The sequence below is a fragment of the Paraburkholderia eburnea genome (assembly GCF_002917095.1).
Classification (GTDB): Bacteria; Pseudomonadota; Gammaproteobacteria; order Burkholderiales; family Burkholderiaceae; genus Paraburkholderia; species Paraburkholderia eburnea.
In genome coordinates, this window is the sequence record NZ_PQGA01000009.1 from 203,089 (window position 1) to 229,940 (window position 26,852).

The following is a 26,852-nucleotide window of genomic DNA, read 5'->3' on the forward strand; positions in this document are numbered from 1 at the left end:
GCATTTCTGCAGTGCAGAATTCATGATTGCTTTGCAGAATGATCCGGAGGCATGTCGATTCCATGAGCATCGATCTCCAGTCGAGCTTCAGCGGGACGCGACCCGTCGCGCCCGCACACGCATTCGACGTCGCGCGCCTGCGCGCATGGATGCGCGAGCACGTTGACGGATTGACAGGCGAGTTGCGCGTCGAGCAATTCAAGGGTGGCCAGTCGAATCCCACCTTCCTGCTTGAGGCCGCCGGTGCGCGCTACGTGCTGCGCCGCAAGCCGCCGGGCGCGCTGCTGCCTTCGGCGCACGCGGTGGAGCGCGAATATCGCGTGATCCGCGCGCTCGCACAGACCGACGTGCCGGTTGCGAAAGCCTATGCGCTTTGCGAGGACGCCGATGTGATCGGCTCGCCGTTCTACCTCATGGAGTACGTGGAGGGCCGCATCTTTTGGGACGCCGCGCTGCCGGACATGACGCGCGAGGCGCGCGGCGCGATCTACGGCGAGATGAATCGCGTGATCGCCGCGCTGCATTCCGTCGATCCCGATGCCATTGGCCTGAGCGATTATGGGCGCGCGGGCAACTATATCGAGCGTCAGGTCACGCGCTGGACGCGCCAGTATCGCGCTGCGGAAACCGAACGTATCGAAGCCGCCGACCAGTTGATCGACTGGCTGCCGAAGCACATACCGCAAGGCGACGAGCGCCGCATCGTGCATGGCGATTATCGGCTGGATAACGTCATCTTCGATTCGCACGAGCCGCGCATTCTCGCCGTGCTCGACTGGGAGCTTTCGACGCTTGGCCATCCGCTTGTTGACTTCGCGTATCACTGCATGATCTGGCATATGCAGGCGGGCGCGCGGCGCGGGCTGATGGGCCTCGATATCGCGGCGCTCGGCATCCCCGACGAAAAGACCTATCTGCAGCGCTATCTGGAAACGGTTGCGCGGGCATCCAACTCGCCAGTCGCACAAGCGGACTGGGGGTACTACCTCGTTTTCAATATGTTCCGGCTGGTAGGCATCCTGCAAGGCGTGATGGCGCGCGCGTTGCAGGGCAACGCTTCCAACGCGCTCGCGCTCGAAACCGGGCGGCGCACGCGGCCGCTGGCGGAGCAGGCCTGGGCGCTCGCGCGCCAGGTCGACGCCATGCGCTAGCGCTGCGCGCACACCGGAAAGCACCTCAATTCAGGCTGATAATTCACGCGGACAAGGCTATGAACTTCGAACACTCGGGCAAGGTGAAGGAACTGCAGGCGCGTCTCACGGCGTTCATGGAACAGCATGTGTATCCGGCGGAGAAACAGTTCGCCGCGGAGATGGATGAGGCGCGGCGCGCTGGCAATCCGTGGCAGCCCGCGCCGGTGATGGAGCAACTCAAGGACAAGGCGCGCGCGGCCGATCTTTGGAATCTGTTCCTGCCCGCGCACGAGGGCCACGGCGGCCTCACGAACCTGGAATACGCGCCGCTGTGCGAAATCATGGGACGTTCCGCGATCGGCGCGGAGCCGTTCAATTGCTCGGCGCCCGACACGGGCAATATGGAAACCCTGCTGCGCTATGGCAGCGAAGCGCAAAAACGCGAGTGGCTCACGCCGCTGCTGGACGGCAAGATCCGCTCGGCCTTCGCGATGACGGAGCCTGCAGTGGCGTCCTCGGATGCGACCAATATCGAGGCGCGCATCGACCGCGACGGCGATCACTACGTCATCAATGCACGCAAATGGTGGACCTCGGGCGCAAATGATCCGCGCTGCAAGATCCTTGTTTTCATGGGTAAAACCGATCCCAATGGCGAGAACCGTCATCAGCGCCAGTCGATGGTGCTGGTGCCGCTCGACACGCCTGGCGTGACGGTGCTACGCCATCTGCCCGTGTTCGGTTACGACGATGCGCCGCATGGTCACGCCGAAGTGCTGTTCGAAAACGTGCGTGTGCCCGTGACGAATGTGCTGCTCGGCGAGGGGCGCGGCTTCGAGATCGCGCAGGGACGACTCGGGCCGGGCCGCATTCACCATTGTATGCGCCTGATCGGCCGGGCCGAACGCGCGCTCGAAGCGATGTGTCAACGCACGACGCAGCGCAGCGCCTTTGGCCGCAAGATTGCCGATCAGGGCGTGACGCGCGAACGCATCGCCAATGCGCGCATCCTGATCGATCAGGCGCGCTTTCTGGTGCTGCATGCCGCGTGGAAAATGGACGAGGTCGGCAACAAGGCGGCGCGCAAGGAAATCGCCATGATCAAGGTCGCGGCGCCCGCGATGGCGTGCCAGGTGATCGACTGGGCGATTCAGGCTCACGGCGGCGGCGGGGTGAGCGATGACTTCGGCCTCGCGCGGGCCTATGCGAGCGCACGCACGATCCGGCTCGCGGACGGCCCGGACGAGGTGCATCGCAACGCCATCGCCAAGATGGAACTCGCGGCCTACCTTTAAGCGGGAGTGCGAAACCATGAACGCTATTTCGAATCCCGCCGCGCCGTCGCAAGATGCCCCCTTCGCGAGCATCGGCGACCAGATCCGCAATTGGGCCGTTGAGCAGGGCGACCATCCCGCATTGATCTGTGAGGGCAAGAGTTACAGCTACGCCGATCTCGACGCGATGATCGACCAATGCGTGAGCGCGCTGCAACGCGACGGCCTCGTGCCTGAGGACGTCGTCGCGATCTGCGCGAACGCATCGCCCTGGTATGCGGCGGTGTTTCTGGGCGCGCTGCGTGCGGGCGCCGCGGTCGCGCCGCTTGCGCCGTCCGCGCATCCGGACAGCCTCGCGGGCATGATCGCGAATTCCGGCGCGCGCGTGCTGTTCCTCGATGCCGCTGTACGCGACGCGTTGCAAAGTGCGGACAGGCCGCCCACGGTACGTAGCGTGCGGCTGGACACGCAAGGCGACGCCGGAGACACCGGCGGTATCGACGCCTGGCTTGCTCCGCGTGGCACGGCGCCACGTCATGTCGAGATTCAGCCGCAATGGGCCTTCAACATCATTTATTCGTCGGGGACGACCGGCTTGCCCAAGGGCATCGTGCAGTCGCACGCCATGCGCTTCGCCTACGCGCAGCGCAGCGTCGAGCGCGGCTATGGGCCTGAGGCGGTCACGCTGATTTCGACGCCGCTCTATTCGAATACGACGCTCGTGAGCTTTTTCCCCACGCTTGCGCTGGGTGGCACCGTCGTGCTGATGCCGAAGTTCGAAACGAAGCGTTATCTGGAACTGGCGCAACAGCATCGGGCCACGCACACGATGCTCGTGCCGGTGCAGTATCAGCGCCTCATGGCCGAGCCGGATTTCGGCCGCTACGATCTATCGAGCTTTATTTCGAAGTCCTGTACGAGTGCGCCGTTCAGCGCGCGCGTGAAAGCGGACGTGGTGCGCCGCTGGCCCGGTAGTCTCACCGAGTTTTACGGCATGACCGAAGGCGGCGCGTCGTGCGAGCTTTGCGCCAACGACCACCCGGACAAACTCCATACCGTGGGCCGCGTGATGGCGGGCCACGAGATGCGCCTGATCGACGCTGCGGGCAATGAACTGCCGCCTGGGAGCATCGGCGAAATCGTGGGCCGTTCGCCGACGATGATGACGGGCTACTATCGTCAGCCCGACAAGACGGCAGAGGCCGAATGGCACGACCGCGACGGCCAGCGTTTCATTCGCACCGGCGATATTGGCCGCTTCGACGAAGACGGTTTTCTCGTGCTGATGGACCGCAAGAAGGACATGATCATCTCGGGCGGCTTCAACGTGTATCCGAGCGATCTCGAACAGGTGCTGCTTCAACATGCGGATATCGCGGAAGCGGCGGTCGTGGGCATCGCGTCGGAGCGTTGGGGCGAAACGCCGGTGGCTTTCGTGACGCTGCGCAGCGGCGCGGTCGTGGATGCCCATGCGCTCGTAAGCTGGGCCAACGAGCGGCTTGGCAAGATGCAGCGGCTTGCCGAAGTGGTGATCGCCGACGCGCTGCCGCGCAGTGCGATCGGCAAGGTTCTCAAGCGCGAGTTGCGCGAGGGCTTCAAGCCGTCTCGCGCGTATTGACGCGAGGCGCGCCGTCTGGCGCGCCTGTTCGATCGACGCTCAAGGCAGACCGGCGCGGGGTACATCCACCCGCGCGGTGCGGATGCGGCCTTCACGGCGCGCGCCGTTCTCCGGTCCGGTGCCGGGGGCCGTGCAGAGGAACAGCGTACGGCCATCGTCGCCGCCGAGCATACATGCATAGCACTGCTGATCGGTGATCGAAATCATCTCGACAATGCCGCGACCCTCCATCACGCGCAACACGCGATTGCCGCGTGCGTCCGCGACCCAGATCGCGCCTTCGGCGTCGAGGCAGATTCCGTCGGGATAGCTGCCCGCCAGATCGGCAAAGACGCGGCGGTGCGCGAGCGTGCCGTCGGGCGCGACATCGAAAGCGCTCAGGCGTTGGCCGAATGTTTCGGCCACGATCAAGGTGCGGCCATCGGGCGTGAGCGCCATGCCGTTGGGAAACTGCAACTCGCGCGCAGCCACGCGCACCGTGCCGTCGGGCGACACGCAGAGCAGGTCGGTCGCGCGCGGTGTTTCTCCCGCATACAGATCGAAGCCGAAATTGCCGATATACGCGCGCCCCATGGCATCGACGAGCATGTCGTTGCAGGGGCCGGGAACATGGCCGGACAGCGTCGCCAGTGTGGACGTCTCGCCGTCGCTGACGTGCAACAAGCGGCAATCGTGCATCGATACGGCCAGCATCGCGCCATCGGGGCGCCAGCCCAGACCGCTCGGGCACGCGTCCACGCGCGCGATAAGGTCGATGTGACCTTGCGCGTCCGCGCGCAGGATTTCATGGCGATAAAAGTCGGAGAACCAGAGCTGGCCCGCGTGCCAGCGCGGTGCCTCAGGAAAGCAAAGCCCGACGACGAAGTCGTCGAGCGTGGCGGTGAGTGTCGTCATGGAGCCTCGCGAATGAAATACGGGCCGCGCCTGCTACCCGGTTGCGGCCCGTTGCATCACATCAAAGGTCACTTCGCTGCGGCAATCGCCGTATCGGGCAGCGTTTTGATGCTGCCGCCCTCCACCACGGCGACGACGGCGTGCCCCATGGTGATGCCGCCGCGCGCATCGACACCGGAAAGCCCGTGCGGATTGTTCTGCGCCGAGAGCGATTTGAGCGCTTGATCGTAGGCCTTTCGGATCGCGGTCGCGTCGCTGGTTGTGCCCGCCACTTTCATCGCCTGCACGGTCGCCCAGACCGCCGTGTAATTGAGCGAGGCTTCCTGGCTCGGCAGGCGGCCGCCGTGCGTCTTCGAGAAGCGCGCGACGAAGGACTTCGCGTCGGGCGAAGGATCGTCGCCGATCGGCATCACGCCAATCGAGCCATCGAGCGCGCCATAGCCGCCCGCGATCTTCGCGACTTCGTCGAGCTTGGCCTGATCCATCACCACGAAGCCGCCCTTGAAGCCCAGCTCGCGCGCCTGGCGGATGATGAGGCCGGTCGGCTCCGAAGGACCGCCCACGAAGATGACCTTCGGCTTCGAAGCCAGCACGCGGCTTACGCCGCTGTAGAAGTCGGTGGAGCGGTTATACGACATCGGATTGTCCGCGACGATGGTGCCGCCCGCCGCCTGCCAGGCGGGTTTGAAAGAAGCGGTCCAGGCCTTGCCATAGTCGGTGTCGGTGTTCGCGATGGCGGCGTCCTTACCGAACTTGTCCATCTCGTACTTCACGAATGCAGGCGTATACGAGGTGAATTCAGGCGGAATGCGGATCGTGAGCGGATTGCCGCGCGCGGCTAGTTGCGGCACGCTGGTGTAGGCGAGCAGCAGCAGCTTTAGCTGCTGATTGATGGTCTGGACTGCGTAGCATCCACCCGAGTGCGGGACCAGTACGACGCTGGCGTTGTATTCCTGCGAAAGGCGGCGCGCGTTGATGGCGGTTTCGCTCGGGTTGTACTGGTCGTCCAGCGCCACGATATCGACCTTGATCTTCTTGCCGCCCACTACAAGGCCAGTCTGATTGATTTCGGCAACGGCCATCTGCATGCCTTCGAGCACTTCCTGGCCGTATTTCGCGGCGCCGCCGCTGAGCGGCCCGGAATAGCCGATGTGAACGGCGGCTTCCTGTGCCATCGCCGGAGCGGCCAGGGTCAGCGAGACAGCGAAGGTAGCGGCAAGCGCGAGAGACAGCTTCCTGACGATCATGAACGTATCCTCGAAGGAGTGGCGATGAAGTGAAGTACCGCTGGATCGAAACGTGGCAAAACGGGGCGAAAGGCGGCGTCAGCCGCCCACATAGGCGCGCCGCACGGCTTCGTTGCCGGCAAGGGTCTCGTAGGTGCCTTCGAGCACGATGCGGCCCGATTCCACGACATAGGCGCGATGCGCGATCTTGAGCGCGGCGTGCGCGTTCTGTTCGGCAAGCAGGACGGTGGTGCCCGCGCGATTGATGCGCTGGATCACCTCGAAGGTCTGCTTGACGACGAGGGGAGCCAGGCCAAGCGACGGCTCGTCGAGCAGCAGCACGCGCGGGCGGCTCATGAGCGCGCGGCCGATCGCGACCATCTGCTGCTGTCCGCCGCTCAGCGATCCGGCGGGATCGTCCTTGCGTCCAACCAGATCGGGAAAGAGCGCAAGCACCTCGTCCAGACGCTGGCGATTGCCTGCGCGGTCGCGCCGGTGCGCATACGCGCCGAGCATCAGGTTCTTGAGGACCGACATCGCCGGGAACAGCTTGCGCCCTTCGGGGCAATGGATCACGCCTGCGCGCACGACATCGGCGGGGCGCTTGCCGACCAGGTCGACGTTCTTCAGGCGGATTTGTCCTGCGCTCGCCCGCGTGAGCGCGCTGGCCGCGCGAAAGATCGAGCTCTTGCCCGCGCCGTTCGCACCCAGCAGCACGACCAGTTCGCCTTCGTCGGCGCGCAGCGTGATGCCGTGCAGCGCGCGGAAGCTGCCGTAATCGAGGCTTACGTCATTGAACGTCAGCATGTTCGCTCCCGAGATAGGCGTCGATCACCGCCTGGTTTCTGCGGATTTCAGCGGGCGTGCCCTCGGCGATTTTCTCGCCGTGATCCAGCACCATGATCTTGTCCGCGAGATTCATGATCATGCTCATCTTGTGTTCGACCAGACAGACCGTCATGCCGCGCCGGGCGATCTTGCGGATCAAGGTGGCGAGTCCATCGGTTTCTTCGGGGTTCACGCCGCCCGCGGGTTCGTCGAGCAGCAGCAGCGCGGGATCGGTTGCAAGCGCCAGGGCGATCGCCACGCGCTTGCGCTCTTCCTGCGTGATGCCGCCCGCAGGCCGCGCTTCCAGATGCGCGAGGCCCACGAAATCGAGCGCTTCGCGCGCCTTGTCCCGGCAGGTGCGTTCTTCGGCCTTGCAGCGCGAGGTGCGCAGCAAGGCGTCCCAGAGATTCGAGCGCGTGCGCAGCCGGTGGCCGACGATCAGGTTTTCCAGCACCGAGGCCGTTTCGAACAGCGCCGTGGACTGGAACGTGCGCGCCACGCCCAGCCGCGCCATCTGATCCGCCCTGAGGCCCGTCACGTCCTGGCCGCGCAGGCGGATCGTGCCCTCGCTCGGCCGATACATGCCGCTGATGAGGTTGAAGAAAGTGGTCTTGCCCGCGCCATTGGGACCGATGATGGCGTTCACGCGTCCTTCGTCGATCTGCGTGCTGACGTTCGTGACGGCCTTCAGGCCTCCGAACTGTCTGGAAAGCGAGATGATTTCAAGCATGTCCGTCTCCGCTCGAAGTGGCGCGGCGCGCGGCCGGTGCGGACACTGCGCGCAGTGCAATGCGGCTGTGCACGCTCTGGTAAAGCCCCACGAGGCCGCGCGGCAGGAAGATCAGCAGCGCGATCAGCAAGGGGCCGAACACCAGAAAGCGATAGTCCTGCATGAACTGCAACGACTGCGTGAGCCACGGCAACGCGATCGCGCCGAGCAGCGGCCCGACCAGCGTGCCGATGCCGCCCACCACCGCATACATGGTCATGTCGAAGGTGTGGCTGATGTTGGCGAGATCGGGGCCGAGAAAACGGACGAACCCTGCGTAGAGACCGCCCGCGATGCCCGCGTAGAACGTCGAGATCAAGAACGCCAGCATCTTGTTGCGCATGAGATCGATGCCCAGCGCCTGGGCGAGATGCTCGCTGTTGCGGATCGCCACGAAGGTGTGGCCCACGAGCGAATGCACGATGCGATGCATGAGCCACATGCCCGCCGCAAGAAAGGCGAAGGTGAGGTAGTAGAGCGCGCGCGGGCTTTCGAACGAGATCGGGCCGATATCGGGCGGCGCAGCGATGCCGATGATACCCACCACGCCGTGGGTGACGCTATCCCACTTCTCGATCACGAGAAAGATGATGTAGCCCACGCAGAGCGTGAAGATCGCGAAGTAGTTGCCCTTCAGGCGCAGCGACACGATGCCGACGAAGAAGCCCAGCACGACACTGAGCACGCCCGCGAGCGCAAAAGCCACCCAGAACGGCACCTGATAGTCGACGGTGAGGATCCCCACCGTATAGGCGCCGACCGCCATGAAGCCGCCGTGCGCGAGATTGAACTGGCCGGTGTAGCCGGTCAGCAGGTTCAGGCCGACCGTCGCGAGCGCGAAGATATAAGCCGTGGACATCACCGTCAGCGAATAGTCGTTGCGCACGAGAAACGGCAGGACGAGTCCGGCGGCAAACAGCGCGATCCAGCCGAGATGACGCGTCACAGGGGTATTCGAAGAATTCGTCATGATGCGCGCATCTCCCGCGAAAAGAGCCCCTGCGGGCGCAGCGACAGGATCGCCACGAGCAGCACGAAGGCGATCAGATCCTGATAGTCGGGCGAGACATAGAAGGCGCCGAAACTTTCCGCGAGGCCGATGATGAGACCGCCCACCACGGCGCCCGGCACACTGCCCATGCCGCCGAGAATAATGATGACGAATGCCTTGAGGATCACTAACTGACCCATCGCCGGATAGACCAGATTGATGGGCGCATAGAGCGCGGCGGCCACGGCGGCCAGCACGCCCGAGAGTGCGAAGGTCGCCATGCCCACCCGGCGCGGATCGATGCCCATGAGCGCCGCGCCTTCGCGGTTCTGCGCGACGGCGAGGATGGTCGAACCCGTTACCGTGTGATGCAGGAACAGTTGCAGCGCGAGCACAAGGCCGAACGCGGCGGCGATGATGAGCAGGCGCTGGATGGGCGCGATCACGCCGTTCCATTCGAGCACACCCGACCACGGCGGCGACATGCGATGGAAGTCAGTGCCCCAGAGCGCCTGCGCGGCGGCTTCGAGGAACAGCATGAGGCCGATGGCGGCGATCATCGGCGCGAGTTCGGGCGCGTTGCGCAGCGGATGAAAGACGAGGCGTTCGGCGAGCACGGCGAGCACGGCCACGCAAACGGCTGCGGCTGCCATCGCGCTCCAGTAGCCGAGGCCAAAGCGCGAGGTGAGATAGAACGCGGCGAAGGCGCCGACCATGTAGAACGCGCCGTGCGCGAAATTGGGCACGGCCATGATCCCATACACCAGCGTAAGGCCGAGCGCGACGAGGCTGTAAATGCCTCCGAGCGTCAAACCGTTGAGCACCTGCTGCAAAAACAGATCCACCGTGACCTCCCGAACGGGCCTTTCGCGTCGATCGCCGCGTTGCGGCGTGAAAGCGAAGGCCGGAGATTGAACTGCCGCGCGCCGGGGTTCCGGCGTAGTGGCAGGCGTTTCGATCATGCGGTTGCTGCGAGGACTGGCCGTGGGCATCAAAGTCTGGCCAGGGTCAATTTGGCAATGAATTCTGCAGTGCAGTCACCCTGGGGAAAATACCGGACGATCGTTCGCAAATTTGCGCAGCCGGGATTTTTTGCTGTTTTTCGGGGTTTTTGCAGTGCAGCGATCCAGTTTTCCGGGTGATTGACTGCCTTGACGTGGCTGCTTCATGTCGATAAGTTCTGCAATGCAGTCGTTAATTCCGCTAAACAGAATTGACTTTTCCATCCTCAACTCGAACGGAGGGCAGGGACGATGCGTTTCACTAACAAGGTCGCCATCGTGACCGGGGCGGCCAGCGGGATCGGCCGCGCGACGGCACAGCGGCTCTACGACGAGGGTGCGTCGGTCGCGCTCGTGGACCGGCAGGCGGGCGCGCTCGCGGACGTCGCGGCGGGTTTTGACGATGCCGCGCGTGTCTGGCACGGCGTCGTCGACGTAGCGCGCGAGGACGACGTGGCGAGCTGCGTCGCCGAGGTGCGCGCGCGCTTTGGCGAAATCGACGTGCTCTGCAACGTCGCGGGCATTGCCGGCGGCGATTATTCGATCGTCGCGGAAACGGACACGGCGGTCTGGCAGCAGATCCTCTCCGTCAATCTGATGGGCGTCGTGCACTTCAGCAAATGGGCCGCGCAGGCGATGATCACGCGTGGCCAGGGGGCGATCGTCAATGTGGCCTCCGTGGCGGGCGTGCGTTCGGGCGCGGGCGGAAATGCGTACAGTGCATCCAAGGCCGCCGTCATCAACCTCACGATGACGAGCGCCTGCGACCTCGCGCCTTCGCAGATCCGCGTGAACGCGGTGTGTCCCGGCCTCATCGAAACCGGCATGACAGCGCCGGTATTCGAACGCGCACGCGAGTTGAACAAGACCGACCGGCTAGGCTACCGCTGCGAGTTGCGCCGTCCGGGGCGCCCGCAGGAGGTGGCCGCGGTCATCGCCTTTCTCGCCAGCGACGACGCCAGCTACGTCACGGGCCAGGCGTTGCCGGTGGACGGCGGCAATACCGCCTCGTTGAATCTGCCCGGCATGAAGGTCTGAACGCATCGCTCACGCGGCCCGCTTGCAAGCGGGCCGCACGTCACTCGTGACCAGAACTCGTGATCAGAACATATGGCGGATGCCGAGGCTCGCGCCCACCGTCGAGCCGTTCACCTCGTAGAGCGCGTTGTTGATCGACAGACCCGTATCCATGCGGCCGTGGTTGTTCACGTAGCCCACCTGGCCGTAGATCGTCGTGCGCTTCGAAAGGAAGAACTGCACGCCGCCCGAGGTCATGAGCGAGTGGTTCGCGCCGTCGTTGCCGTCGCGCGTGTACCAGACGCCCGCGTTCACGTCGAGGTAGGGCGTGACGAAGTAGCTGAAGCCGCCCGAATAGACGCTGTTGTCGAACGAGCCAGCGACCTTGTAAAGCGCGTAGGAGGCCGAAATGGTCAGGCTGTTCTCGAAGCGATAGGTCGCGCCGAGCGTGCGGCCCACGAATTCGACGGTGCTCGGAATCGGCGTGGTGGCGGCGCTGCCGCCTGAATTGCCGTTGTAGAGCGCGCCGGTGAGCGTGAGGCCGCCCAGGTGGTAACGCAGGCTGGCGGAGTATTGTCGGCCAGCCTGGAAGTCGCCCGCCGAACCGCCCAGCGCAATCATGCCCGCTGCCTGAATGCCGGCGATTTCCGGCGAGGTATAGGTCAGCGAATTGCTGTTGAAGAGGCCGGTGACGTAGACGTTGTTCACATAGCTCACGAGACCGCTGCCGAAGTACGACATGCCGCGCGGGTCGGTGTCGTAGAGCGACAGGAAGAACGGCGAATACTGCAGACCCGCTTTCATCGAGCCGTAGGGGCTGTCGATTCCCACCCACGCCTGGCGGCCGAACATATTGCCGTTCGAATTGTTGAACGCGCCGTTGGCCACGCTGATCCCGCTTTCCAGCGTGAAGACCGCGCGCAGGCCGCCGCCCAGATCCTCGGCGCCGCGCATACCGAAACTCGAACCGGTCATGCCGCTGTCCGTGAACGAGAACTGATGACCCGCGTTCTGGCCCGTCGCCATATTCATCGTGTGGCTGGTGTAGAGCATCGAGGCATCGACGATGCCGTACAGCGTCACGCTGCTTTGTGCGTGCGCGGCGCTTGCCATACCCATCAGCCCCGTCGCTGCGACCCCGGTGGCAAGCAGTTTTTTGCGTAGCGTATTGCGTTTTGACATTTTGGAATCCTGATCGACTGGAATGGCTTGAAATGGGTTGGATCAGTGCACTTCTTGTCGCGGCGCGTCAGGGTGCGCGGACGCGGCGCATAAGCGTCATCCGTGCGGGTTGCCGGCCTTCAAACAGCGCCAGGCCGGCTTCGACGCGTCACGCGGACGTCGTTACGGGGATTGCTGCGGTAATACGGGAAGGACGTCTTGCCGGCGAGGCCAGTCAGGCGCGCAAGGGAAGTAGCGGCGCGCCGCATGTCGGATTCGGATCGCAAGTTCAGGCTGTTGCTCGTTCACCGATGACCTCTCCACATACCAGGTAGGGCTTGCAAGATTGTCCGAATTGTCTGCCAGACGGTGATTATTTTTGTACGGTCGTACGGAAACGTCACCCTGGGGGAAACGTGGGGGCGACACTCTAATTTTTATCGGGCGTATGGACAGGTGCTCGAATTGTCGTATGGGCGACAATCTTCGAGGGATGGGTAGGAAAGCGCGTCGTTTTGTGCTTTATGCGGCGGTCAATAAATGATTCGGAGTCCGTTTTAAATGAGGATCGGTCAGGACTTGAATGTGTTGCCCACCACCTCGGCAACGAAATCGATTACGGCGCGAATCGGCGGAGAGTGGCGCAGGTCGTCGTGCACGACGAGCCAGATGTCGCGCGAGAAAGCCTCGCCTGACCAGGGCAGCCGCTGGAGTGCCGGATCGGCGTCGCCCATGAACACGGGCAGGCCCGCCACGCCGATGCCCGTGCGCGCGACCGCCAGTTGCGTGGTGATGTCGCTCACTTCGCAAACAACAGGCCGCTCGCCCGCCGCCGCGCGTAGCCATTGCTCGTGAGGCATGCCCGCAAGACGCGCCTCATAGGCGATGAAGGCCCACTCGGCGGGCTGTGCCGCCTGCGCGTAGTCGCGGCTCGCGTAGAGCGCGAAAGGCATCGTGCCCAGCTTGCGCGTGGCGTTGCGCGGCTCGTCGGGGCGCGCGAGCCGCACGGCGAGGTCCGCTTCGCGCCGGCCGAGCGACACGCGCTGGGCTTCGCTCGCGATCGCCAGTTGGATGCCCGGATGCCGTTGCGAGAATGCGCGCAGCGTGCTCGCGAAGAAGTTGCTCGCGAGCACCGGCGGAACGCTGATCGTCACCTTGCCGCTCATCGGCGCCTGGACTGCGCGCGCGAGGCGCTCGACCGCGAAGGCCTCGGCCTCCATGCGCTGCGCCAGATCGGCGATCTGGCGGCCCGCCGCGGTCAACTGGCACGCGCGCGGCAGCCTGTCGACGAGGCGTAGCTTGAGCTCCGCTTCCAGCGCGCTCAGGCGGCGGCCCACCGTCGCATGATCGACCTTGAGCTGCCGCGCCGCGGCCGAAAGGCTGCCCGTTTGCGCCACGGCCACAAAGAAGCGCAGGTTTTCCCAGTCGAACATCGGTGCATTTTCTCCCATGATATGTGCGCAATTAGGGAATATTCGCACAGAACGAGACAGCTTACGCTGACGTTTTCCGATTCGAAGGCATCACGATGCAAACACCGTCTTCAATATCGAGGCCCGCGCGCGCCGGATTCGTGCAGGTGGCGGCGTGTCTGGGCTTCGTCGTGGTCTCGATCGACGTGAGTGTGGTCAACGTCGCGCTCGATGCGCTGCGCGGCGCCTTTCACGCCGACATCACCGGTCTGCAGTGGGTCGTCAACGCCTACGCGCTGGTGTTCGCCTCGGCGCTGTTGCTGGCGGGGGCGCTGGGCGACCGTTTCGGCGCGAAGCGCGTGTTCGTCGCGGGCTATGCGCTCTTCACGTGTGCGTCGGTTGGCTGCGGGCTGGCGCCGTCGCTGGCGGGGCTGATCGGCTGGCGCATCGCGCAAGGCGTGGGCGCCGCGCTGCTGGTGCCGAACTCGCTTTCGGTATTGCGCGAGGCTTTTCACGAGGCGGGTGCGCGCAGCCGCGCGGTCGGCTGGTGGGCAGCGGGCGGCGGCATCGCACTCGCCGCTGGGCCGGTGATCGGCGGTCTGCTGATTGCCGCGTTGGGCTGGCGCAGCATTTTTCTCATCAACGTGCCGGTCGGCGCGATCGGTCTCTGGATGACGATGCGCCATGCGCCGCCGTCGCCTGGCCACGCGGGGCGCAGCCTCGATCCGCTCGGCCAGGTGAGCGGCGCGCTGACGCTGGCCGCGCTCGCGTTCGCGTTGACCGAGGCGAGCAGCCTGTCGTGGCAAAGCCCGCTGATCTGGGGGGCGTTGTCGTTGAGCGTCGCGTCAGGCGCAGTCTTCGTGTGGCTGCAGGCGCGCAACCCCGCCGCGATGCTGCCGCTCGCGCTGTTTGCGAACCGCACGGTCAGCGGCACGACATTCATCGGCCTGATCGCGAACCTCGTCTTTTACGGCATCGTCTTCACGTTCAGCCTGTTGTTCCAGACGGTCTGGCATTTCACGCCCGAGCGCACCGGGCTGGCCTTTCTGCCGATGATGGCGGTGCTCGTGGTCATGAACATTGCAGCAGGGCGGCTGGTGAACCGCGTGGGCGCGCGCACGCTCACGATGGTGGGACTCGCGATCGCCATCGCGGGCTATCTGTCGATGCTGCCCGCGCTCGCCACGCACACGTATGGGTGGCTGATCGTGCCGATGCTGCTCGCGGGCGGCGGCATCGCGCTCGCGGTGCCGACCCTGACCAACGCGCTGCTGGCGGCGGTCAAGCGCGAGCAATCGGGCATTGCGTCGGGGCTGCTGAATGCCGCGCGCCAGGTGGGCGGAGTGATGGGCGTGGCGCTGTTCGGCTTCTTCGTGCGCCACACGCAAACCGCGTTGTTCATGCATGGGATGGTGCAGGCGCTGGTTGTGTCGGCAACGTTATTGGCCGTGGCGTCGGGCGTCGCATGGCGCACACTGGAGACACGCGCGCGTCAGCCGGCCGCTCATCACTGCATTGACCGGCGGCTCACACCGTAACGCTCAATTTGCCGCCCAGATCGCGCGTATGTAGCGAGCGGTCGGCGTGCGGTCTTGCCAGAAGGGAGAGTCGGCGGCCCGGCAAACATGCCTGCGCGCGCATAGACTACATGGACGCGCGGGTATGGGTTGAGCGCGCCGATCTGGCTATCTTTGTCTCCACGCAGCGACCTTCGCGCAGCAAGTGCGGAGACGCTACGACGATACCCACGATCCAGGAGACAAGAACATGACGCAAGCCCAGCTTGCCGCGCTCACGCGGCCACGTCAGCCCGCCATTCCCCGCCACTGCACCTTCGATCCCCGTGACTGGGAAATCCTGAGCCGCTATTGGCATCCCGTGGCGTTCGCGGCGGACGTGCAGGACAAGCCGCTCTCCGTCACGCTGCTCGACGAAGCGCTGGTTGTGTACCGCACGCAGGGCCGCATCGTCGCCGCGCGCGATGTCTGCCCGCATCGCGGCGCGCCGCTGAGCCAGGGCTGGGTCGAAAACGGTAATCTGGTATGTCCGTATCATGGGCTGGCGTACGAGGCGAGCGGCAAGTGCGTGCATATTCCTTCGCAGCCCGAAGGACCGATTCCTGAGCGCCTGTGCCTCACGACCTACGCCGCGCAGGAAGCGTATGGACTCGTGTGGGTGTCGCTGGGCGGCGGCGACGTGTCATTGCCGGACTTCCCGGCCTGGAACACCGAAGGCTATCAGCAGATCCTGCCGCCTTCGATCGATATCCGCGCCTCGGCGGGACGGCAGACCGAAGGCTTCATCGACGTGGCGCACTTTGCGTGGATTCATCACGACAGCTTCACCGATCGCCACAATCCCGTGGTGCCGCAATATTCCGTCGAACGCCGCCCGAACGGCCTGCGCGCCGAATACGTGAGCACGGTGAGCAATTTCCCGAAATCGATGCAGCATCGCGCGCCGGATGGCTTCGTATGGCGCCGCGTGTTCGAAGTCGATGTGCCGTTCTTCGCGCGCCTCACGGTGCATTTCCCGGAGAACGGGCGCCTTGCGATCCTCAACGCGGCGAGCCCCGTTTCGGCACGGCATACGCGCCTGTTCGTGCCGATCGCACGCAATTTCGATCAGGACCTGCCGCTCGACGATGTCTATGCGTTCAATCGCCAGGTGTTCGAAGAAGATCGCGCGATCGTCGAACTGCAATGTCCCGAGGATCTGCCGATCGACCGCTCGCAGGAAGCACCGATTCTCGCGGATCGTTCTTCAGGCGCGTATCGCCGCGCTCTGGGCGAGATCGGCCTGGGCCAGACCTACGTGCGTTGAGGTGAAGGGGAGCGCCAACATGAAAATCTGGGAATGCGTGATTTGCGGCTTTCGCTACGACGAAGCCGAAGGAATCCCCGAAGCGGGCATTGCGCCCGGCACGCGCTGGGAAGACGTGCCCGACGACTGGATGTGCCCCGACTGCGCGACGGGCAAGCATGACTTCGAAATGCAGGTGGTGGCATGAGCGCGACGACGCAAGTGAATGATAGTCAGGATCCCATCGTAATTGTCGGAACCGGGCTGGCGGGCTATACGCTCGCGCGCGAACTGCGCAAGCTCGATGGAGAGACGCCCATGCTGATCGTGAGCCGCGACGATGGCCGCTTTTATTCGAAGCCCGCGCTCTCGAACGCGCTGGCGACGCGCACCGAGCCACATGCACTCGCGCGTTTCGACGCCCAGGCCATGGCGCAGCAGTTGAGCGCACGCGTCTGGACGCATCGGCAAGTCGAGCGCATCGTGCCGCATGAACGCGCGATCGTCGTCGATGGGCAGCGCGTGCGTTATCGCGCGCTGGTGCTGGCGACCGGCGCGGACCCGCGCCGCGTGCAGGTCGAGGGCGATGGCGCAGCCGATGTGCTGTCGGTCAACGATCTCGGCGATTACGCGCATTTTCGCGAGCGTCTGGCCGCGTGCCGTTCGGTCGCGTTGCTGGGCGCGGGTTTGATCGGCTGCGAGTTCGCAAACGATCTGCTGGGAGCGGGCTATGCGGTGACGCTGATCGACCCCGCGCCCGCGCCGCTCGCGCGCCTGTTGCCCGTCGAGGCGGGTGAGGTTTTCGCGCGTGCCCTCGCGGCGGCGGGCGTGGATTTGCGCCTGGCGCGCGGCGTGCAGTCGATCGTCAGGCGCGAGCCGGGTTATCGGCTGGGCTTGAGCGATGGTGCGACGATCGATGCGGATCTGGTCGTCTCGGCTGTCGGTCTCGTGCCGCGCACGTCGCTGGCGGGCGCGGCCGGCTTGCGGATCGAAGGCGGCATCGCCACCGATGCGTGGTGCCGCACGAGCGCGCCCGACGTCTATGCGCTCGGCGATTGCGCGGCCATCGAAGGCCGCGTGCAACCCTACGTGCTGCCGATCATGCACGCGGCGCGCGCGCTTGCGCAGACACTCGCGGGCACACTCACGCGCGTGGCGTTTCCCGTGATGCCCATCGTCGTCAAGACGCCGGCAGTGCCCGCCGTGGTCGTGACGCCCGATGGCCCGCAAGGCCGCTGGACGGTCGAGGCGGGCACGCACGACAGCGCCCACGCGCTGCGCGCAATCTGCGCGGACGACGCGACGCAGCGCATGAGCGGCTTCGCGCTGCTTGGTGCGGCGATCGCCGACAAGGCCGCGTTGCTGAAGACGATGTCAACGGGCGCATGATTTAAATTAGTAAAGCTAATAATTTGTACGTATAGACCCTCTTCGGCAGGCAGCTTCGGCTGACCGACCCCTGTCGCGCTCGCGTGGCGACGCCCGCTCAACCCTGTCTGCGGGCCGTCGATACGAGGCGTTTCGCACCGCGAGCCACGCTTGCGATGCTTTTTTCGTTGGCGTGCCGTTTGCCTCAGCGAATCAATCCCTTCGCGACACCGGCCACGAGATGACGCAGCCACACCGCCGCCGTGCTGCGATGCGTGCGGTCGTGCCAGAGCTGGTAATAGGTGAGTGCGCGCGGCTCGCCGGGCAACGGCTCGATGCGCAGCGGCAGCAGGTTGCAGTAATGCGTCGCGAGCGCGCGCGTGGTCGTGAACAGCAGATTCGATCGCATCAGCACATAAGGGGCCATGCCGAAGTAGGGCAGCGTCGTCGTGACGTTGCGCGAGAGGCCGTTGCGCGCGAGTTCGGCGTCGATCGTGCCCAGCCCCGTGGCGTTGTGCGTCGTCACGGCCAGATGCTCGGCTTCTTCATAGATGGGCTGGCTTAGCGTGCCCGGCTTGACCGGATGCTGCGCGCGCATCAGGCACACCAGGTCGTCCTTGCAAAGCGGCTGCAGATGCAGATGTTCGGGTGGCGTGCGCCAGTTGCCGATCACGAGATCAAGCGTGCCGCTTTCCAGCCCATGTCCATAGCCGCCGTCGACCATCATCAGATGCTGAAATTCGATGCGCGCGCGTGGTGCCTGCGTATGAAACGCATCGACAATGGCGGGGAGAAAAAACACGTCGAGATAATCGGGCGAGCCGATCAAAAACGTGCGCCGCGTGGTGGCGGGATCGAACGCGGTAGTCGGATTGAGGATCGCGGCGATGCCCGCAAGCGCCTGCGCGGCCGGTTCGATCAGCGTGAGCGCGTGGCTGGTCGGCACCATGCGGCTGCCGCTGCGCACGAGCAGCGGATCGCCCGTCATCGCGCGCAAACGGCGCAGCGCGACGCTTACCGTGGGTTGCGACTGGCCGAGCAGTGCAGCGGTGCGCGAAACGCTGGCCTCGGTGACGAGCGTGTGGAGAACCTTGAGCAGATAGGAGTCGATGACTTCCCGGGACATGCGAACCGCCGATGTTGGAGACACTTGTTCTTGTTGTATACGTGTCGATATATCGGTTCGTCAAATCAGGGAAATCGCCTGGGAGGCGTGCGAAGCCCGGCTGCGCGGGCTTCATGAGGCGGCGGGCATGGTGGTTATGTTGCGCGACATATCATGTCGCGCCTGGTCTATCAAACCAGCAGGTCTTCATAAAACGCACCAAAGGCACGGGTCGGATGCGCGATCTGGATTTCGAGGATCCACAGCCCTGCCGAAGGCGCCGTATCCAGACTGCCGAGATCGCCGGCCTTGTAGATCGCGTGCGGGAAGTCGCTCACGCGATGGCCCTTGATGTCCACGTTCAGCCGCCAGCCGTGCGCCTGCGCGCGCGTGGCCGCGTACTCGTAAAGTGCCGCGCCGCTGCAGCCGGTGCTGCGCCAGTGCGCGGCCACCTCGTCGTAGACGAGCTTCGACGCGTCGGCGCAGGCCTGCATTTCGACATCGTCACCGGTCACGAAGGTCGCGCCCGCGTCGCCTTCGTGGCGGTCCCAGACCACGCCCAGATCGACGAAGAAGATGTCGTTCTCGCCCAGCGCGGGATCGCTCTGCGAGCGCTCCTTGAAGGTGCGCAGCGTGTTTTCGCCAAAGCGGATCAATACCGGATGCCAGATGCGGTCCATGCCCATCTGCTGGAGAATGGCCTTGCCTTGCGCGTTGGCCTCGGATTCGAACATGCCGGGCTTAATGGCCGCCGCGATGTTCTCGACCGCCTCCCAGGTCTTCACGCGCGCATGTTCCATCGCTGCGGCTGAAAACGGTGCGCCTACGGCTTCTCGGGTATCGCTGTTCACGTGTGGGACTCCATCGCGGGGTTATCGGTGTCAATATATTTTCGCGTATATAGCGAAACTTTGACAACGCCTTTGCAACGATGGACCTGGTTTTCAAGGCTGGCGGGTCTCGCGTATCGAAAGCGGATGCCACAGGCGCGCACCGCCTTCGATGCCGCGATCGTTTGGCACGGTCGCGACGTTGGGCGGCAGATCAAAGGTAAGCCGTTCTGCATTGCCGCCGCCGATCCAGAGCTTGTCGTAATGCACGAGCGATTCGAGAATGCCGATCACTTTTTGCACGCGCTGGTTCCAGCGTTTGTTGCCCGCCTTGCGGCGCGCGGCGTCACCGATATATTCGTCGTACGCGTGCTTCTTGCTGACCGGATGATGCGCGAGTTCCAGATGCGGCATCAGCTCGCCGTCGCGAAAGAGCGCCGTGCCCGCGCCCGTGCCGAGCGTCAGCACGAACTCCAGCCCGTGGCCCTCGATGGCGGCGAAGCCCTGCATCTCCGCGTCGTTGATCATGCGCACCAGGCCGATGCCCAGACGTTCGCCCAGCATCTGCGCGAGCGGCACATCGTTCCAGTCTTCCAGGCCGAGATGAGGCGCCGTTAGCACATGGTTGTTGCGCACGAAGCCGGGAAAGCCGATCGATACGCGGGTGGGCGAATATTGCTCGACCAGCGGGGCGACCAGCGTGTGCAGCGTGTCGACCAGCAGTGCGGGCGGGCAGGGATGCGGCGTTGCAACGCGAACGCGTTCGGTGCGCATCTGGCCTTGCGCATCGACGATCGCAGCTTTCAGACCTGTGCCGCCGATGTCGATGGCGAGAATGTTTTCGATCTTCGGCGCGGTGGCTTTTTTCGCGCTGCGCGTCGTGTTGCTCCGCGCGTTGCTCCGCGCATGGCTTTCCGTGCGGCTGGTGGTTTTCGTGCTTTTTTTAGCGCTCTTTTTCGTGATCACACGCTCCTCCGGGAGGGTCTTACTGCTTTTTGGGTTCCGCTGGCGTTAGCGTACGCCATGCACGGCCGTCCTGCGCGAGCAGTGCATCGGCTTGCACCGGTCCCGCGCTGCCCGACGCGTAACCATGCACCGGGACCGTCTCGCCGTCCTTCGGATGCAGCACCCCGTCCACGGCGGCCCACGTCGCTTCGATGCTGTCGGCGCGCTGGAACAGCGTCGCGTCGCCGAGCATGCAGTCGTACAGCAGCGTTTCGTAGCCGACATTGGCGTGCTGGGCGAAGAAGTCGTCGTAATCGAACGACGAACGCACCGCGCCGATTTCCATGACTGGCCCCGGCGTTTTCACATTGAAATCGAAGCTCGTGCCGTGCGAGGGATCGATGCGCAACGTCAGCACGTTGGGCGTCAGGGCATCGACGGGTGTGTCGCGAAAGAGGCGAAACGGCACGCTTTTGAGTTGCACGGAAATTTCCGTGCACCGCGCCGCGAGACGTTTGCCGGTGCGCAAATAGAACGGCACGCCCGCCCAGCGCCAGTTGTCGATGTACACGCGCGCGGCCGCATAGGTCTCGGTCTGGCTGTCTTTCGCGACATGCGGTTCATCGCGATATGCCGCGCCTTGCGGGCCCTTCCCATACTGGCCGAACACCACGTCTTGCGGCGTGAGCGGCTTGAGCGCGTCGAAGATTTCGGCTTTCTTGTCGCGGACCGCTTCGGCGTCGAACGAATTGGGCGGCTCCATCGCAATCATGCCGAGCAACTGGAACAGATGGTTCGGCAGCATGTCGCGGAATGCACCGGTTTGCTCGTAGAAACCGCCGCGCCCCTCCACGCCGATCACCTCCGCTGCCGTGATCTGCACGCTGTCGATATACTCGCGCCGCCAGATCGGCTCGAACAGCGCATTGGCGAAACGCACGGCCAGAATGCTCTGCACCGTGTCCTTGCCGAGAAAGTGGTCGATGCGATAGATCTGCGACTCCTGCGCGAAATCGAGCAGATCCCGGTTCAGATCGCGCGCGGACGCGAGGTCGGCGCCGAAGGGTTTTTCGATCACGATACGGCGAAAGGCAGCATCGTCGCCTTCGTCTTCTTCCAGCAGGCCTGCCTTGCCGAGTCCTTCGATGATCGGCTTGAAAAAGCGCGCGCCCACGGCCAGGTAGAAGACGACGTTAGCTTGCTTGCCTGCCCCATCGGTCAGTTCTTTGGCGAGTTGCTGATACAAGGCATCGTCTTCGAATTCGGCCGCCCGATAATCGAGGCGCTGGGCGACCCAGTTCCACGCGTTGTCGTCGAGTTTGCCCGCGTGGAAAGTGCTGGCCTTGTCGGCGGCGAACTGTTCGAGCGCGCTATGCAGATCGTCGCGCCATTGCTGTGTTTCGCGCTGGCCGTGATTGACGCCGACGATCCTCATGCCGTCGTCGAGCAGGCCATCGACGGCGAGGTTGTAGAGCGCGGGCATCAGGAGGCGTTTGGTGAGGTCGCCGCCCGCGCCGAAGATGACGAGCGTGCAGGCTGGCGCGCGATGCTTGCCAGCGGGCGCGGCGAAGGGCGCGGAGGCGTTGTGAGGATGGACGGGCACCTTGGCGCTCGCGCGCGCGGCGGGGGAAGCATCGGTCGGCGGGGTGATCGGCATGATTTCGCTGCGGCTATCCGGTTCGGGTGAAGGGTTGACCTGCGTTCTTCTATTGAGGTCAGCAAAATCGATACCTTGAATGACAACGCGAAGCGCCTCGGGGTTCCACGCGCGTGGGACGCATTCGTGTAGGCATTTTGTAAATGCGCGTAAGCCCAGATGCGTAAAACGCCTCGCAATGGTGCGCCGCAGTATGGTCCAGGCATCTGTTGACCAGGTTCACGGAGTTGTATCGCAAGCTGAGGTAGCCTGCGCTGAGCGCCCGCTTTTTTTGCGCCTCTTTTGCGCCTCTTTGGGGCCGAATCCAGTGGTAAGCAACGCAGTACAGCGACTGTTACCTTGAACCTTGACCAGATGGAGTGAACTACGATGGCAACGAAGCAAGCAACGCTCTATGTCCTGCAGGCCCGTCCTCCCGCGATTATCGCGCTGTGGCCGGACGGCTCGCACGAAGTAGTGCTGGCGAACCTCACGCGCACGCCCGACGGCATCAAGGTCGATGCCGAAAGCGAGGCGGTGTACTGGACCAACATGGGCACCGGCATTCACCTGATCGACGACGATCCGGCCTCGGGCGCGGTGCCGCCGAACGACGGCACGATCGAGCGCGCGAATCTCGACGGCAGCGGCCATGAGGTGCTGGTGGCATCGGGCCTTGCGGGCACGCCCAAGGAGCTCGTGCTCGACAAGGAAAGCGGCCACCTCTACTGGTGCGATCGCGAAGGTATGCGCGTGATGCGCGCGCGCCTGGACGGCAGCGAAGTGACGGAACTGGTGCGCACCGGCAATTTCCCCGCCGATACCGAAGACGCGACGCGCCATTGCGTGGGCATTGCGCTCGACAAGGCCAACGGCCACGTCTACTGGACCCAGAAGGGGCCGCCCGACGCCGGCGAGGGCCGTATCTTCCGCGCGGGCATCGACCTGCCCGCAGGCGCGCATCCCGCGCAACGGCCCGATATCGAATGCCTGCTGGCGGATCTGCCCGAGCCGATCGACCTCGATATCGACCATGCCAACGGCGTGCTCTACTGGACCGACCGCGGCGACGACGCACACGACGGCAATACGCTCAACCGCGCGCGCATCACGGCCGAGGGCCTGGTCGGGCGCGAGGTGCTGGCGCGCGAATTGAAGGAGGGCATTGGCGTGTCGCTGGACGCGCACGGACGCCGCGCGTTCGTGACCGATCTGGGCGGCAACGTGCGCGAGCTGAACATCGATACGAAGGAAGCGTCGCACTTCACGACGGTCGCGCATCTGGGCCCGCTCACGGGGATCGATTACATCGATAGCTGAGTGTTGCCGATCATCGCCGATGAGACTGCCCGGCGGCCGTATCGCGCCGGGACGCTCGCCCAGACGTTCGAGCGCCGGTATGGACAGCAAGGCGGAGAACGCGCGATTGCTCAGCGCGAAGGCGTTCCCGCTAGAATGACGAGGACGGACGGCGCAACGCCTATGGATATGACGCGCCGCTCCGCATTTCCTCACATGTCAGACTCATTCCCAGCGTGACGACCGCCACTCTCGACCAACTGCGCGCCGGGCAACTCGCCGGTGCGCGTCAGCTCAAACTTGCCTGCGGCTTGACCGAATTCCCGCGCGAGATTTTCGACCTTGCCGACACGCTGGAGGTGCTGGACCTGTCCGGCAACGCGCTGACCTCGCTGCCCGACGATCTGCCGCGCCTTGAACGTCTGCGCATTCTGTTCGCCTCGCAGAATCCCTTCACCGAATTGCCGCCGATGCTGGGCGAGTGCGCTTCGCTGAACATGGTCGGCTTTAAATCGAACCGTATCCGTCATGTCCCGGCGAGCGCGTTGCCGCCGCTGCTGCGCTGGCTGATTCTCACTGATAACGATGTCGATACGCTGCCGCCGGAACTCGGTGCGCGGCCGCATCTGCAGAAGCTGATGCTGGCGGGCAACCGTCTGCGCGCATTGCCCGAGACGATGGCCGCGTGCCACAAGCTCGAATTGCTGCGTATTTCTGCGAATCAATTCGACGCGTTGCCTGGCTGGCTGCTGGAATTGCCGCGGCTCTCGTGGCTGGCCTACGCGGGCAATCCGTTCAATGCGGCGCGCGAGCAGGCGGCCACGATGCCGCCGACTGTGCCCGATATCGACTGGCATACGCTCGCGCTCGGGCAGACCCTGGGCGAGGGCGCGTCGGGCGTGATCCATCGCGCGACGCGCCTGCTGAAGGACGGCCATCCCGCCGAGGCGCTCGCCGTCAAGCTGTTCAAGGGTGCGGTGACGAGCGACGGCCTGCCGGACCTCGAAATGGCTGCCTGCCTGCAGGCCGGGCTGCATCCCAATCTGATTCCCGTGCTCGGGCGGATCGCGGGGCATCCGCTGGGCGAGCATGGTCTCGCGATGGCGCTGATCGATCCCGCGTTCGGCAATCTGGCGGGTCCGCCGAGCCTCGATTCGTGTACGCGCGATGTCTATGCGGACGACGTGCGTTTCGACTGGCCGGTCGCGCTGGGCGTCGCGCGTGGTATTGCGTCAGCGGCGCAGCATCTGCATCGGCGCGGCATCATGCACGGCGATCTCTACGCGCACAACATTCTGCATGACGGGGCGGGACACGCGTTGCTGGGCGATTTTGGGGCGGCGTCGTTTCATGATGTCGACGATCGCGCGGCGGCAGCGGCATACGAGCGGATCGAGGTGCGGGCGTTTGGGTGTCTGCTGGAGGAACTCTCGCAGCGTGCGATTGTGGCTTCGGATGCTCGCCGCGCCGCACTCGCGATGCTGGTACACGATTGTCTTGGCGAACGCGTCGAAGCGCGTCCGTCTTTCGACGAGATTATCGGGCGGCTCGATGCGCTGATTTAAAGCGGGTTTGGGGCGGCGCGCGGCGAAATTCCGGCATCGTCGGCTGCGCCCCGTGCGCTTGCATCAATCTCTTGCCCGCCGAACCCCCGCCGCCCGCAAAGCTGCAATATCCGCGAATCCGTCAACCGCCATCAACAGATCGGCTTCGGCGAGAATCGACCGTTTGCCGCGCGCGCAGGATGTCATTGCGGGCAGTGCGGCGCTCGTGCTGCAATTTCCGGAAACCGCGTTGCGCAGTTTGCTGAAGGAAGCACCGCATTATTGGCACGATTTCGCGCTGTTGATGGCGCAACGTTTGCGCGTCACCTATAAAAGCACGGAAGCGTTAAGCGCGCCTTCGGCGGCGCAACGTCTGGCGGGGCGTCTGCTGATGATGGCCGATGGCAATGGCGGCCTCAATGATCGGCAGAGTACGATCCTGGTTTCGCAAAGTCACCTCGCCGCGATGGTGTCGCTGTCGCGCCAGACGACCAATCAATTGCTGAAGGATCTGGAGCGCCAGCAGATGGTGCGCCTGCAATTCGGCAAGGTGACGATACTCGATGTGGCGAGGCTGCAGGCCGTCGCGCGAACGACGGCCATCTGAGACACAAAGCCGGTGCGTTATGGCTTGATGAATTTCAGCGTCATGCGATCCGATTCGCCGATCGCCGCAAAGCGTGCGCGATCGACATCGCCGCCCTGGTAGGTCGGAGGCAGCGACCAGACGCCGTGCGGATAATCTTTGGTGTCCTTCGGATTGGCGTTGATTTCGCTGCGCGCGGCGAGCACGAAACCCGCTGCCTGCGCGTGCTCGATGACGTATTCCTCGGTCACATAGCCGCTATCGATCATCTGCTGCACGGTGGCGCCGCGCCGCGCGCGATGTTCTTCGACACCGAGCACGCCGCCGGGTTTCAACGCGAGCCAAAAGGCACGCAGATTGTCATCGATCTGGCCATCCTTCATCCAGTTATGGATATTGCGGAACGTGAGCACGCGATCGAATTTTTCATGCGCGTCGAAGCCCTTGAACTGTCCTGCTTGCAAGGTGCCAACCACGACGTTGCCATAGACTGCGGGCGTGGCGGCGAGCTTGCGCAGGAAGGCCGCGTCGGAGCCGCGATCTTCGGCGGCCAGATCCGCTGACGTACTGACATATTGGGCCTCGACAAGATGGCCATGGTCGTGCAGCCACGGTGCCAGAATATCCGTGTACCAGCCGCCGCCCGGCGCGATTTCGAGTACCGTTTGCGTCGGCTCCACGCCGAAGAATTGCAGGGTTTCCTTCGGGTGCCGATAAATGTCGCGCGCCTTGGCGCGATCATTTCGCTGGGGGCCGTTGATCGCCGCATCGAGTGAAGCGGCATTCGCGGCTGGCGTTTGCGTGGGATGTCCGGCCTGTTGCGTGGGCGTTGCACACCCCGCGGCGAAGAGCGCGAAAGACGCCGTGGCAACGGCGGCAGCGCGCTTCAATGCATGACGTGAGGGGACTCGATAATGCGAAATCGGGTTCATGGGCGAAAGCGCTGGTTTTGAATAGTCCACACGATACCCGGTTATCCGGAAGTCTGCGCAGATGGGCATTGCACCGCCCAGATCACGATTGTCGAGGGTTTGCCGGTCTGAACGGTGGTCAGTCCTCCGTGATATCCATCGGATGAATGATATATCGAATATATGATTGATTTGACAGATGGTAGAGCGATCGTTAATTTGTCATCCCGAGACCTTATGCATTTCCATCGACCGTTTCCCTTCACGATGGAAGCGATTTAATTTGCAATCCAAATGAATACAGCAAAAATCGAACGCATCGAAACCCGCCTCGTCGATCTGCCGACGATTCGCCCCCACAAGCTGTCGGTGGCGACGATGTACGGCCAGACCCTGATGCTGGTCAAGGTTGTCTGCAGCGATGGCGTGGTCGGCATTGGCGAGGGCACCACGATCGCGGGCATGGCTTACGGCCCCGAAAGCCCGGAGGCGATGAAGGTCG

The 26,852-nt window shown here is 64.2% G+C and carries 25 protein-coding genes and 1 pseudogene; 12 read left to right on the top strand and 14 right to left on the bottom strand.

Features of this window, described 5'->3' with window-relative positions:
- The first annotated feature begins 62 nt into the window (after positions 1–62).
- Genes B0G62_RS18165 through B0G62_RS18175 form a run of 3 tightly spaced genes read left to right on the top strand, consistent with a single transcriptional unit; the run spans position 63 to position 4,025 of the window.
- On the top strand, positions 63–1,151 hold the full coding sequence (locus B0G62_RS18165; RefSeq protein WP_103705603.1) for a phosphotransferase: 1,089 nt from the start codon (positions 63–65) through the stop codon (positions 1,149–1,151).
- Positions 1,152–1,210: 59 nt separating this feature from the next.
- On the top strand, positions 1,211–2,428 hold the full coding sequence (locus B0G62_RS18170; protein ID WP_103705604.1) for an acyl-CoA dehydrogenase family protein: 1,218 nt from the start codon (positions 1,211–1,213) through the stop codon (positions 2,426–2,428).
- Positions 2,429–2,444: 16 nt separating this feature from the next.
- Positions 2,445–4,025: a class I adenylate-forming enzyme family protein gene (locus B0G62_RS18175; RefSeq protein ID WP_103705605.1), complete on the top strand. Its 1,581-nt coding sequence runs from the start codon at positions 2,445–2,447 to the stop codon at positions 4,023–4,025.
- 39 nt (positions 4,026–4,064) lie between these two features.
- Here the strand turns inward: B0G62_RS18175 and B0G62_RS18180 are convergent, their stop codons facing one another.
- The 7 genes from B0G62_RS18180 to B0G62_RS31355 form a co-directional block, all read right to left on the bottom strand.
- Complete coding sequence (locus B0G62_RS18180) at positions 4,065–4,919, bottom strand: SMP-30/gluconolactonase/LRE family protein (protein ID WP_103705606.1); 855 nt, start codon at positions 4,917–4,919, stop codon at positions 4,065–4,067.
- A 68-nt stretch (positions 4,920–4,987) separates the two neighbouring features.
- A complete protein-coding gene (locus B0G62_RS18185) occupies positions 4,988–6,166 on the bottom strand; it encodes an ABC transporter substrate-binding protein (protein WP_103705607.1) in 1,179 nt (392 codons plus the stop codon).
- A gap of 78 nt (positions 6,167–6,244) precedes the next feature.
- The gene (locus tag B0G62_RS18190; protein ID WP_103705608.1) at positions 6,245–6,952 is read right to left on the bottom strand and encodes an ABC transporter ATP-binding protein; all 708 of its coding nucleotides are present in this window, start codon (positions 6,950–6,952) and stop codon (positions 6,245–6,247) included.
- Positions 6,936–7,703: an ABC transporter ATP-binding protein gene (locus B0G62_RS18195; RefSeq protein ID WP_103705609.1), complete on the bottom strand. Its 768-nt coding sequence runs from the start codon at positions 7,701–7,703 to the stop codon at positions 6,936–6,938. The genes B0G62_RS18190 and B0G62_RS18195 overlap by 17 nt, the downstream gene beginning before the upstream one ends.
- On the bottom strand, positions 7,696–8,712 hold the full coding sequence (locus B0G62_RS18200; protein ID WP_103705610.1) for a branched-chain amino acid ABC transporter permease: 1,017 nt from the start codon (positions 8,710–8,712) through the stop codon (positions 7,696–7,698). Before B0G62_RS18200 ends, B0G62_RS18195 begins: the two co-directional genes overlap by 8 nt.
- On the bottom strand, positions 8,709–9,578 hold the full coding sequence (locus tag B0G62_RS18205; RefSeq protein WP_103705611.1) for a branched-chain amino acid ABC transporter permease: 870 nt from the start codon (positions 9,576–9,578) through the stop codon (positions 8,709–8,711). The genes B0G62_RS18200 and B0G62_RS18205 overlap by 4 nt, the downstream gene beginning before the upstream one ends.
- 192 nt (positions 9,579–9,770) lie before the next feature.
- A complete protein-coding gene (locus B0G62_RS31355) occupies positions 9,771–9,959 on the bottom strand; it encodes a hypothetical protein (protein WP_146055323.1) in 189 nt (62 codons plus the stop codon).
- Positions 9,960–9,986: 27 nt separating this feature from the next.
- On the opposite strand from B0G62_RS31355, the gene B0G62_RS18210 reads away from it, so the two are divergent.
- Complete coding sequence (locus tag B0G62_RS18210; protein WP_103705612.1) at positions 9,987–10,772, top strand: SDR family NAD(P)-dependent oxidoreductase; 786 nt, start codon at positions 9,987–9,989, stop codon at positions 10,770–10,772.
- 63 nt (positions 10,773–10,835) lie between these two features.
- Here the strand turns inward: B0G62_RS18210 and B0G62_RS18215 are convergent, their stop codons facing one another.
- Both B0G62_RS18215 and B0G62_RS18220 read right to left on the bottom strand, forming a co-directional pair.
- Positions 10,836–11,933: a porin gene (locus tag B0G62_RS18215; protein ID WP_103705613.1), complete on the bottom strand. Its 1,098-nt coding sequence runs from the start codon at positions 11,931–11,933 to the stop codon at positions 10,836–10,838.
- Positions 11,934–12,484: 551 nt separating this feature from the next.
- Positions 12,485–13,345 (bottom strand): LysR family transcriptional regulator, encoded by an 861-nt coding sequence (locus B0G62_RS18220; protein WP_103705614.1) that lies wholly within the window; start codon positions 13,343–13,345, stop codon positions 12,485–12,487.
- A 95-nt stretch (positions 13,346–13,440) separates the two neighbouring features.
- On the opposite strand from B0G62_RS18220, the gene B0G62_RS18225 reads away from it, so the two are divergent.
- The 4 genes from B0G62_RS18225 (at position 13,441) to B0G62_RS18240 (ending at position 17,515) form a co-directional block, all read left to right on the top strand.
- The gene (locus B0G62_RS18225; protein WP_103705615.1) at positions 13,441–14,862 is read left to right on the top strand and encodes an MFS transporter; all 1,422 of its coding nucleotides are present in this window, start codon (positions 13,441–13,443) and stop codon (positions 14,860–14,862) included.
- A 229-nt stretch (positions 14,863–15,091) separates the two neighbouring features.
- Positions 15,092–16,147: an aromatic ring-hydroxylating oxygenase subunit alpha gene (locus B0G62_RS18230; RefSeq protein ID WP_103705616.1), complete on the top strand. Its 1,056-nt coding sequence runs from the start codon at positions 15,092–15,094 to the stop codon at positions 16,145–16,147.
- Positions 16,148–16,166: 19 nt separating this feature from the next.
- Complete coding sequence (locus B0G62_RS18235) at positions 16,167–16,334, top strand: rubredoxin (protein WP_103705617.1); 168 nt, start codon at positions 16,167–16,169, stop codon at positions 16,332–16,334.
- Positions 16,331–17,515 (top strand): NAD(P)/FAD-dependent oxidoreductase, encoded by a 1,185-nt coding sequence (locus B0G62_RS18240; protein WP_103705618.1) that lies wholly within the window; start codon positions 16,331–16,333, stop codon positions 17,513–17,515. The genes B0G62_RS18235 and B0G62_RS18240 overlap by 4 nt, the downstream gene beginning before the upstream one ends.
- Before the next feature lie 184 nt (positions 17,516–17,699).
- On the opposite strand, the gene B0G62_RS18245 is transcribed toward B0G62_RS18240, so the two are convergent.
- From B0G62_RS18245 to zwf, 4 genes are all read right to left on the bottom strand, one after another.
- The gene (locus B0G62_RS18245) at positions 17,700–18,620 is read right to left on the bottom strand and encodes a LysR family transcriptional regulator (RefSeq protein ID WP_103705619.1); all 921 of its coding nucleotides are present in this window, start codon (positions 18,618–18,620) and stop codon (positions 17,700–17,702) included.
- Positions 18,621–18,790: 170 nt separating this feature from the next.
- Positions 18,791–19,450 (bottom strand): M24 family metallopeptidase, encoded by a 660-nt coding sequence (locus B0G62_RS18250; protein ID WP_103705620.1) that lies wholly within the window; start codon positions 19,448–19,450, stop codon positions 18,791–18,793.
- Between the two features lie 93 nt (positions 19,451–19,543).
- Positions 19,544–20,275, bottom strand: coding sequence for an ROK family protein (locus B0G62_RS18255; protein WP_103705640.1), 732 nt, complete (start codon positions 20,273–20,275; stop codon positions 19,544–19,546).
- A gap of 139 nt (positions 20,276–20,414) precedes the next feature.
- Positions 20,415–22,031, bottom strand: coding sequence for a glucose-6-phosphate dehydrogenase (gene zwf, locus B0G62_RS18260; RefSeq protein WP_103705621.1), 1,617 nt, complete (start codon positions 22,029–22,031; stop codon positions 20,415–20,417).
- Between the two features lie 369 nt (positions 22,032–22,400).
- Between zwf and B0G62_RS18265 the strand changes: the two genes are divergently transcribed.
- From B0G62_RS18265 to B0G62_RS32280, 3 genes are all read left to right on the top strand, one after another.
- Positions 22,401–23,330 carry a YncE family protein gene (locus tag B0G62_RS18265; protein WP_103705622.1) on the top strand — a complete coding sequence of 310 codons (930 nt, stop codon included), beginning with the start codon at positions 22,401–22,403 and terminating at the stop codon, positions 23,328–23,330.
- Between the two features lie 215 nt (positions 23,331–23,545).
- Positions 23,546–24,874 carry a leucine-rich repeat-containing protein kinase family protein gene (locus B0G62_RS18275; RefSeq protein WP_167401304.1) on the top strand — a complete coding sequence of 443 codons (1,329 nt, stop codon included), beginning with the start codon at positions 23,546–23,548 and terminating at the stop codon, positions 24,872–24,874.
- A gap of 229 nt (positions 24,875–25,103) precedes the next feature.
- On the top strand, positions 25,104–25,460 hold the full coding sequence (locus B0G62_RS32280; RefSeq protein ID WP_244193298.1) for a Crp/Fnr family transcriptional regulator: 357 nt from the start codon (positions 25,104–25,106) through the stop codon (positions 25,458–25,460).
- A 17-nt stretch (positions 25,461–25,477) separates the two neighbouring features.
- On the opposite strand, the gene B0G62_RS18285 is transcribed toward B0G62_RS32280, so the two are convergent.
- Positions 25,478–26,371: a class I SAM-dependent methyltransferase gene (locus B0G62_RS18285; RefSeq protein ID WP_103705625.1), complete on the bottom strand. Its 894-nt coding sequence runs from the start codon at positions 26,369–26,371 to the stop codon at positions 25,478–25,480.
- Between the two features lie 273 nt (positions 26,372–26,644).
- Between B0G62_RS18285 and B0G62_RS18290 the strand changes: the two are divergent.
- A pseudogene (locus B0G62_RS18290) lies at positions 26,645–26,852 on the top strand (muconate cycloisomerase); the annotation flags it as partial.

What these genes read in the sequence shown, in the direction of transcription:
- B0G62_RS18165 (WP_103705603.1), top strand. Translation starts at nt 63, where the DNA reads ATGAGCATCGATCTCCAGTCGAGCTTCAGCGGGACGCGACCCGTCGCG.
- B0G62_RS18170 (WP_103705604.1), top strand. Translation starts at nt 1,211, where the DNA reads ATGAACTTCGAACACTCGGGCAAGGTGAAGGAACTGCAGGCGCGTCTC.
- B0G62_RS18175 (WP_103705605.1), top strand. Translation starts at nt 2,445, where the DNA reads ATGAACGCTATTTCGAATCCCGCCGCGCCGTCGCAAGATGCCCCCTTC.
- B0G62_RS18180 (WP_103705606.1), bottom strand. Translation starts at nt 4,919, where the DNA reads ATGACGACACTCACCGCCACGCTCGACGACTTCGTCGTCGGGCTTTGC.
- B0G62_RS18185 (WP_103705607.1), bottom strand. Translation starts at nt 6,166, where the DNA reads ATGATCGTCAGGAAGCTGTCTCTCGCGCTTGCCGCTACCTTCGCTGTC.
- B0G62_RS18190 (WP_103705608.1), bottom strand. Translation starts at nt 6,952, where the DNA reads ATGCTGACGTTCAATGACGTAAGCCTCGATTACGGCAGCTTCCGCGCG.
- B0G62_RS18195 (WP_103705609.1), bottom strand. Translation starts at nt 7,703, where the DNA reads ATGCTTGAAATCATCTCGCTTTCCAGACAGTTCGGAGGCCTGAAGGCC.
- B0G62_RS18200 (WP_103705610.1), bottom strand. Translation starts at nt 8,712, where the DNA reads ATGACGAATTCTTCGAATACCCCTGTGACGCGTCATCTCGGCTGGATC.
- B0G62_RS31355 (WP_146055323.1), bottom strand. Translation starts at nt 9,959, where the DNA reads ATGGAAAAGTCAATTCTGTTTAGCGGAATTAACGACTGCATTGCAGAA.
- B0G62_RS18210 (WP_103705612.1), top strand. Translation starts at nt 9,987, where the DNA reads ATGCGTTTCACTAACAAGGTCGCCATCGTGACCGGGGCGGCCAGCGGG.
- B0G62_RS18215 (WP_103705613.1), bottom strand. Translation starts at nt 11,933, where the DNA reads ATGTCAAAACGCAATACGCTACGCAAAAAACTGCTTGCCACCGGGGTC.
- B0G62_RS18220 (WP_103705614.1), bottom strand. Translation starts at nt 13,345, where the DNA reads ATGTTCGACTGGGAAAACCTGCGCTTCTTTGTGGCCGTGGCGCAAACG.
- B0G62_RS18225 (WP_103705615.1), top strand. Translation starts at nt 13,441, where the DNA reads ATGCAAACACCGTCTTCAATATCGAGGCCCGCGCGCGCCGGATTCGTG.
- B0G62_RS18230 (WP_103705616.1), top strand. Translation starts at nt 15,092, where the DNA reads ATGACGCAAGCCCAGCTTGCCGCGCTCACGCGGCCACGTCAGCCCGCC.
- B0G62_RS18235 (WP_103705617.1), top strand. Translation starts at nt 16,167, where the DNA reads ATGAAAATCTGGGAATGCGTGATTTGCGGCTTTCGCTACGACGAAGCC.
- B0G62_RS18240 (WP_103705618.1), top strand. Translation starts at nt 16,331, where the DNA reads ATGAGCGCGACGACGCAAGTGAATGATAGTCAGGATCCCATCGTAATT.
- B0G62_RS18245 (WP_103705619.1), bottom strand. Translation starts at nt 18,620, where the DNA reads ATGTCCCGGGAAGTCATCGACTCCTATCTGCTCAAGGTTCTCCACACG.
- zwf (WP_103705621.1), bottom strand. Translation starts at nt 22,031, where the DNA reads ATGCCGATCACCCCGCCGACCGATGCTTCCCCCGCCGCGCGCGCGAGC.
- B0G62_RS18265 (WP_103705622.1), top strand. Translation starts at nt 22,401, where the DNA reads ATGGCAACGAAGCAAGCAACGCTCTATGTCCTGCAGGCCCGTCCTCCC.
- B0G62_RS18285 (WP_103705625.1), bottom strand. Translation starts at nt 26,371, where the DNA reads ATGAACCCGATTTCGCATTATCGAGTCCCCTCACGTCATGCATTGAAG.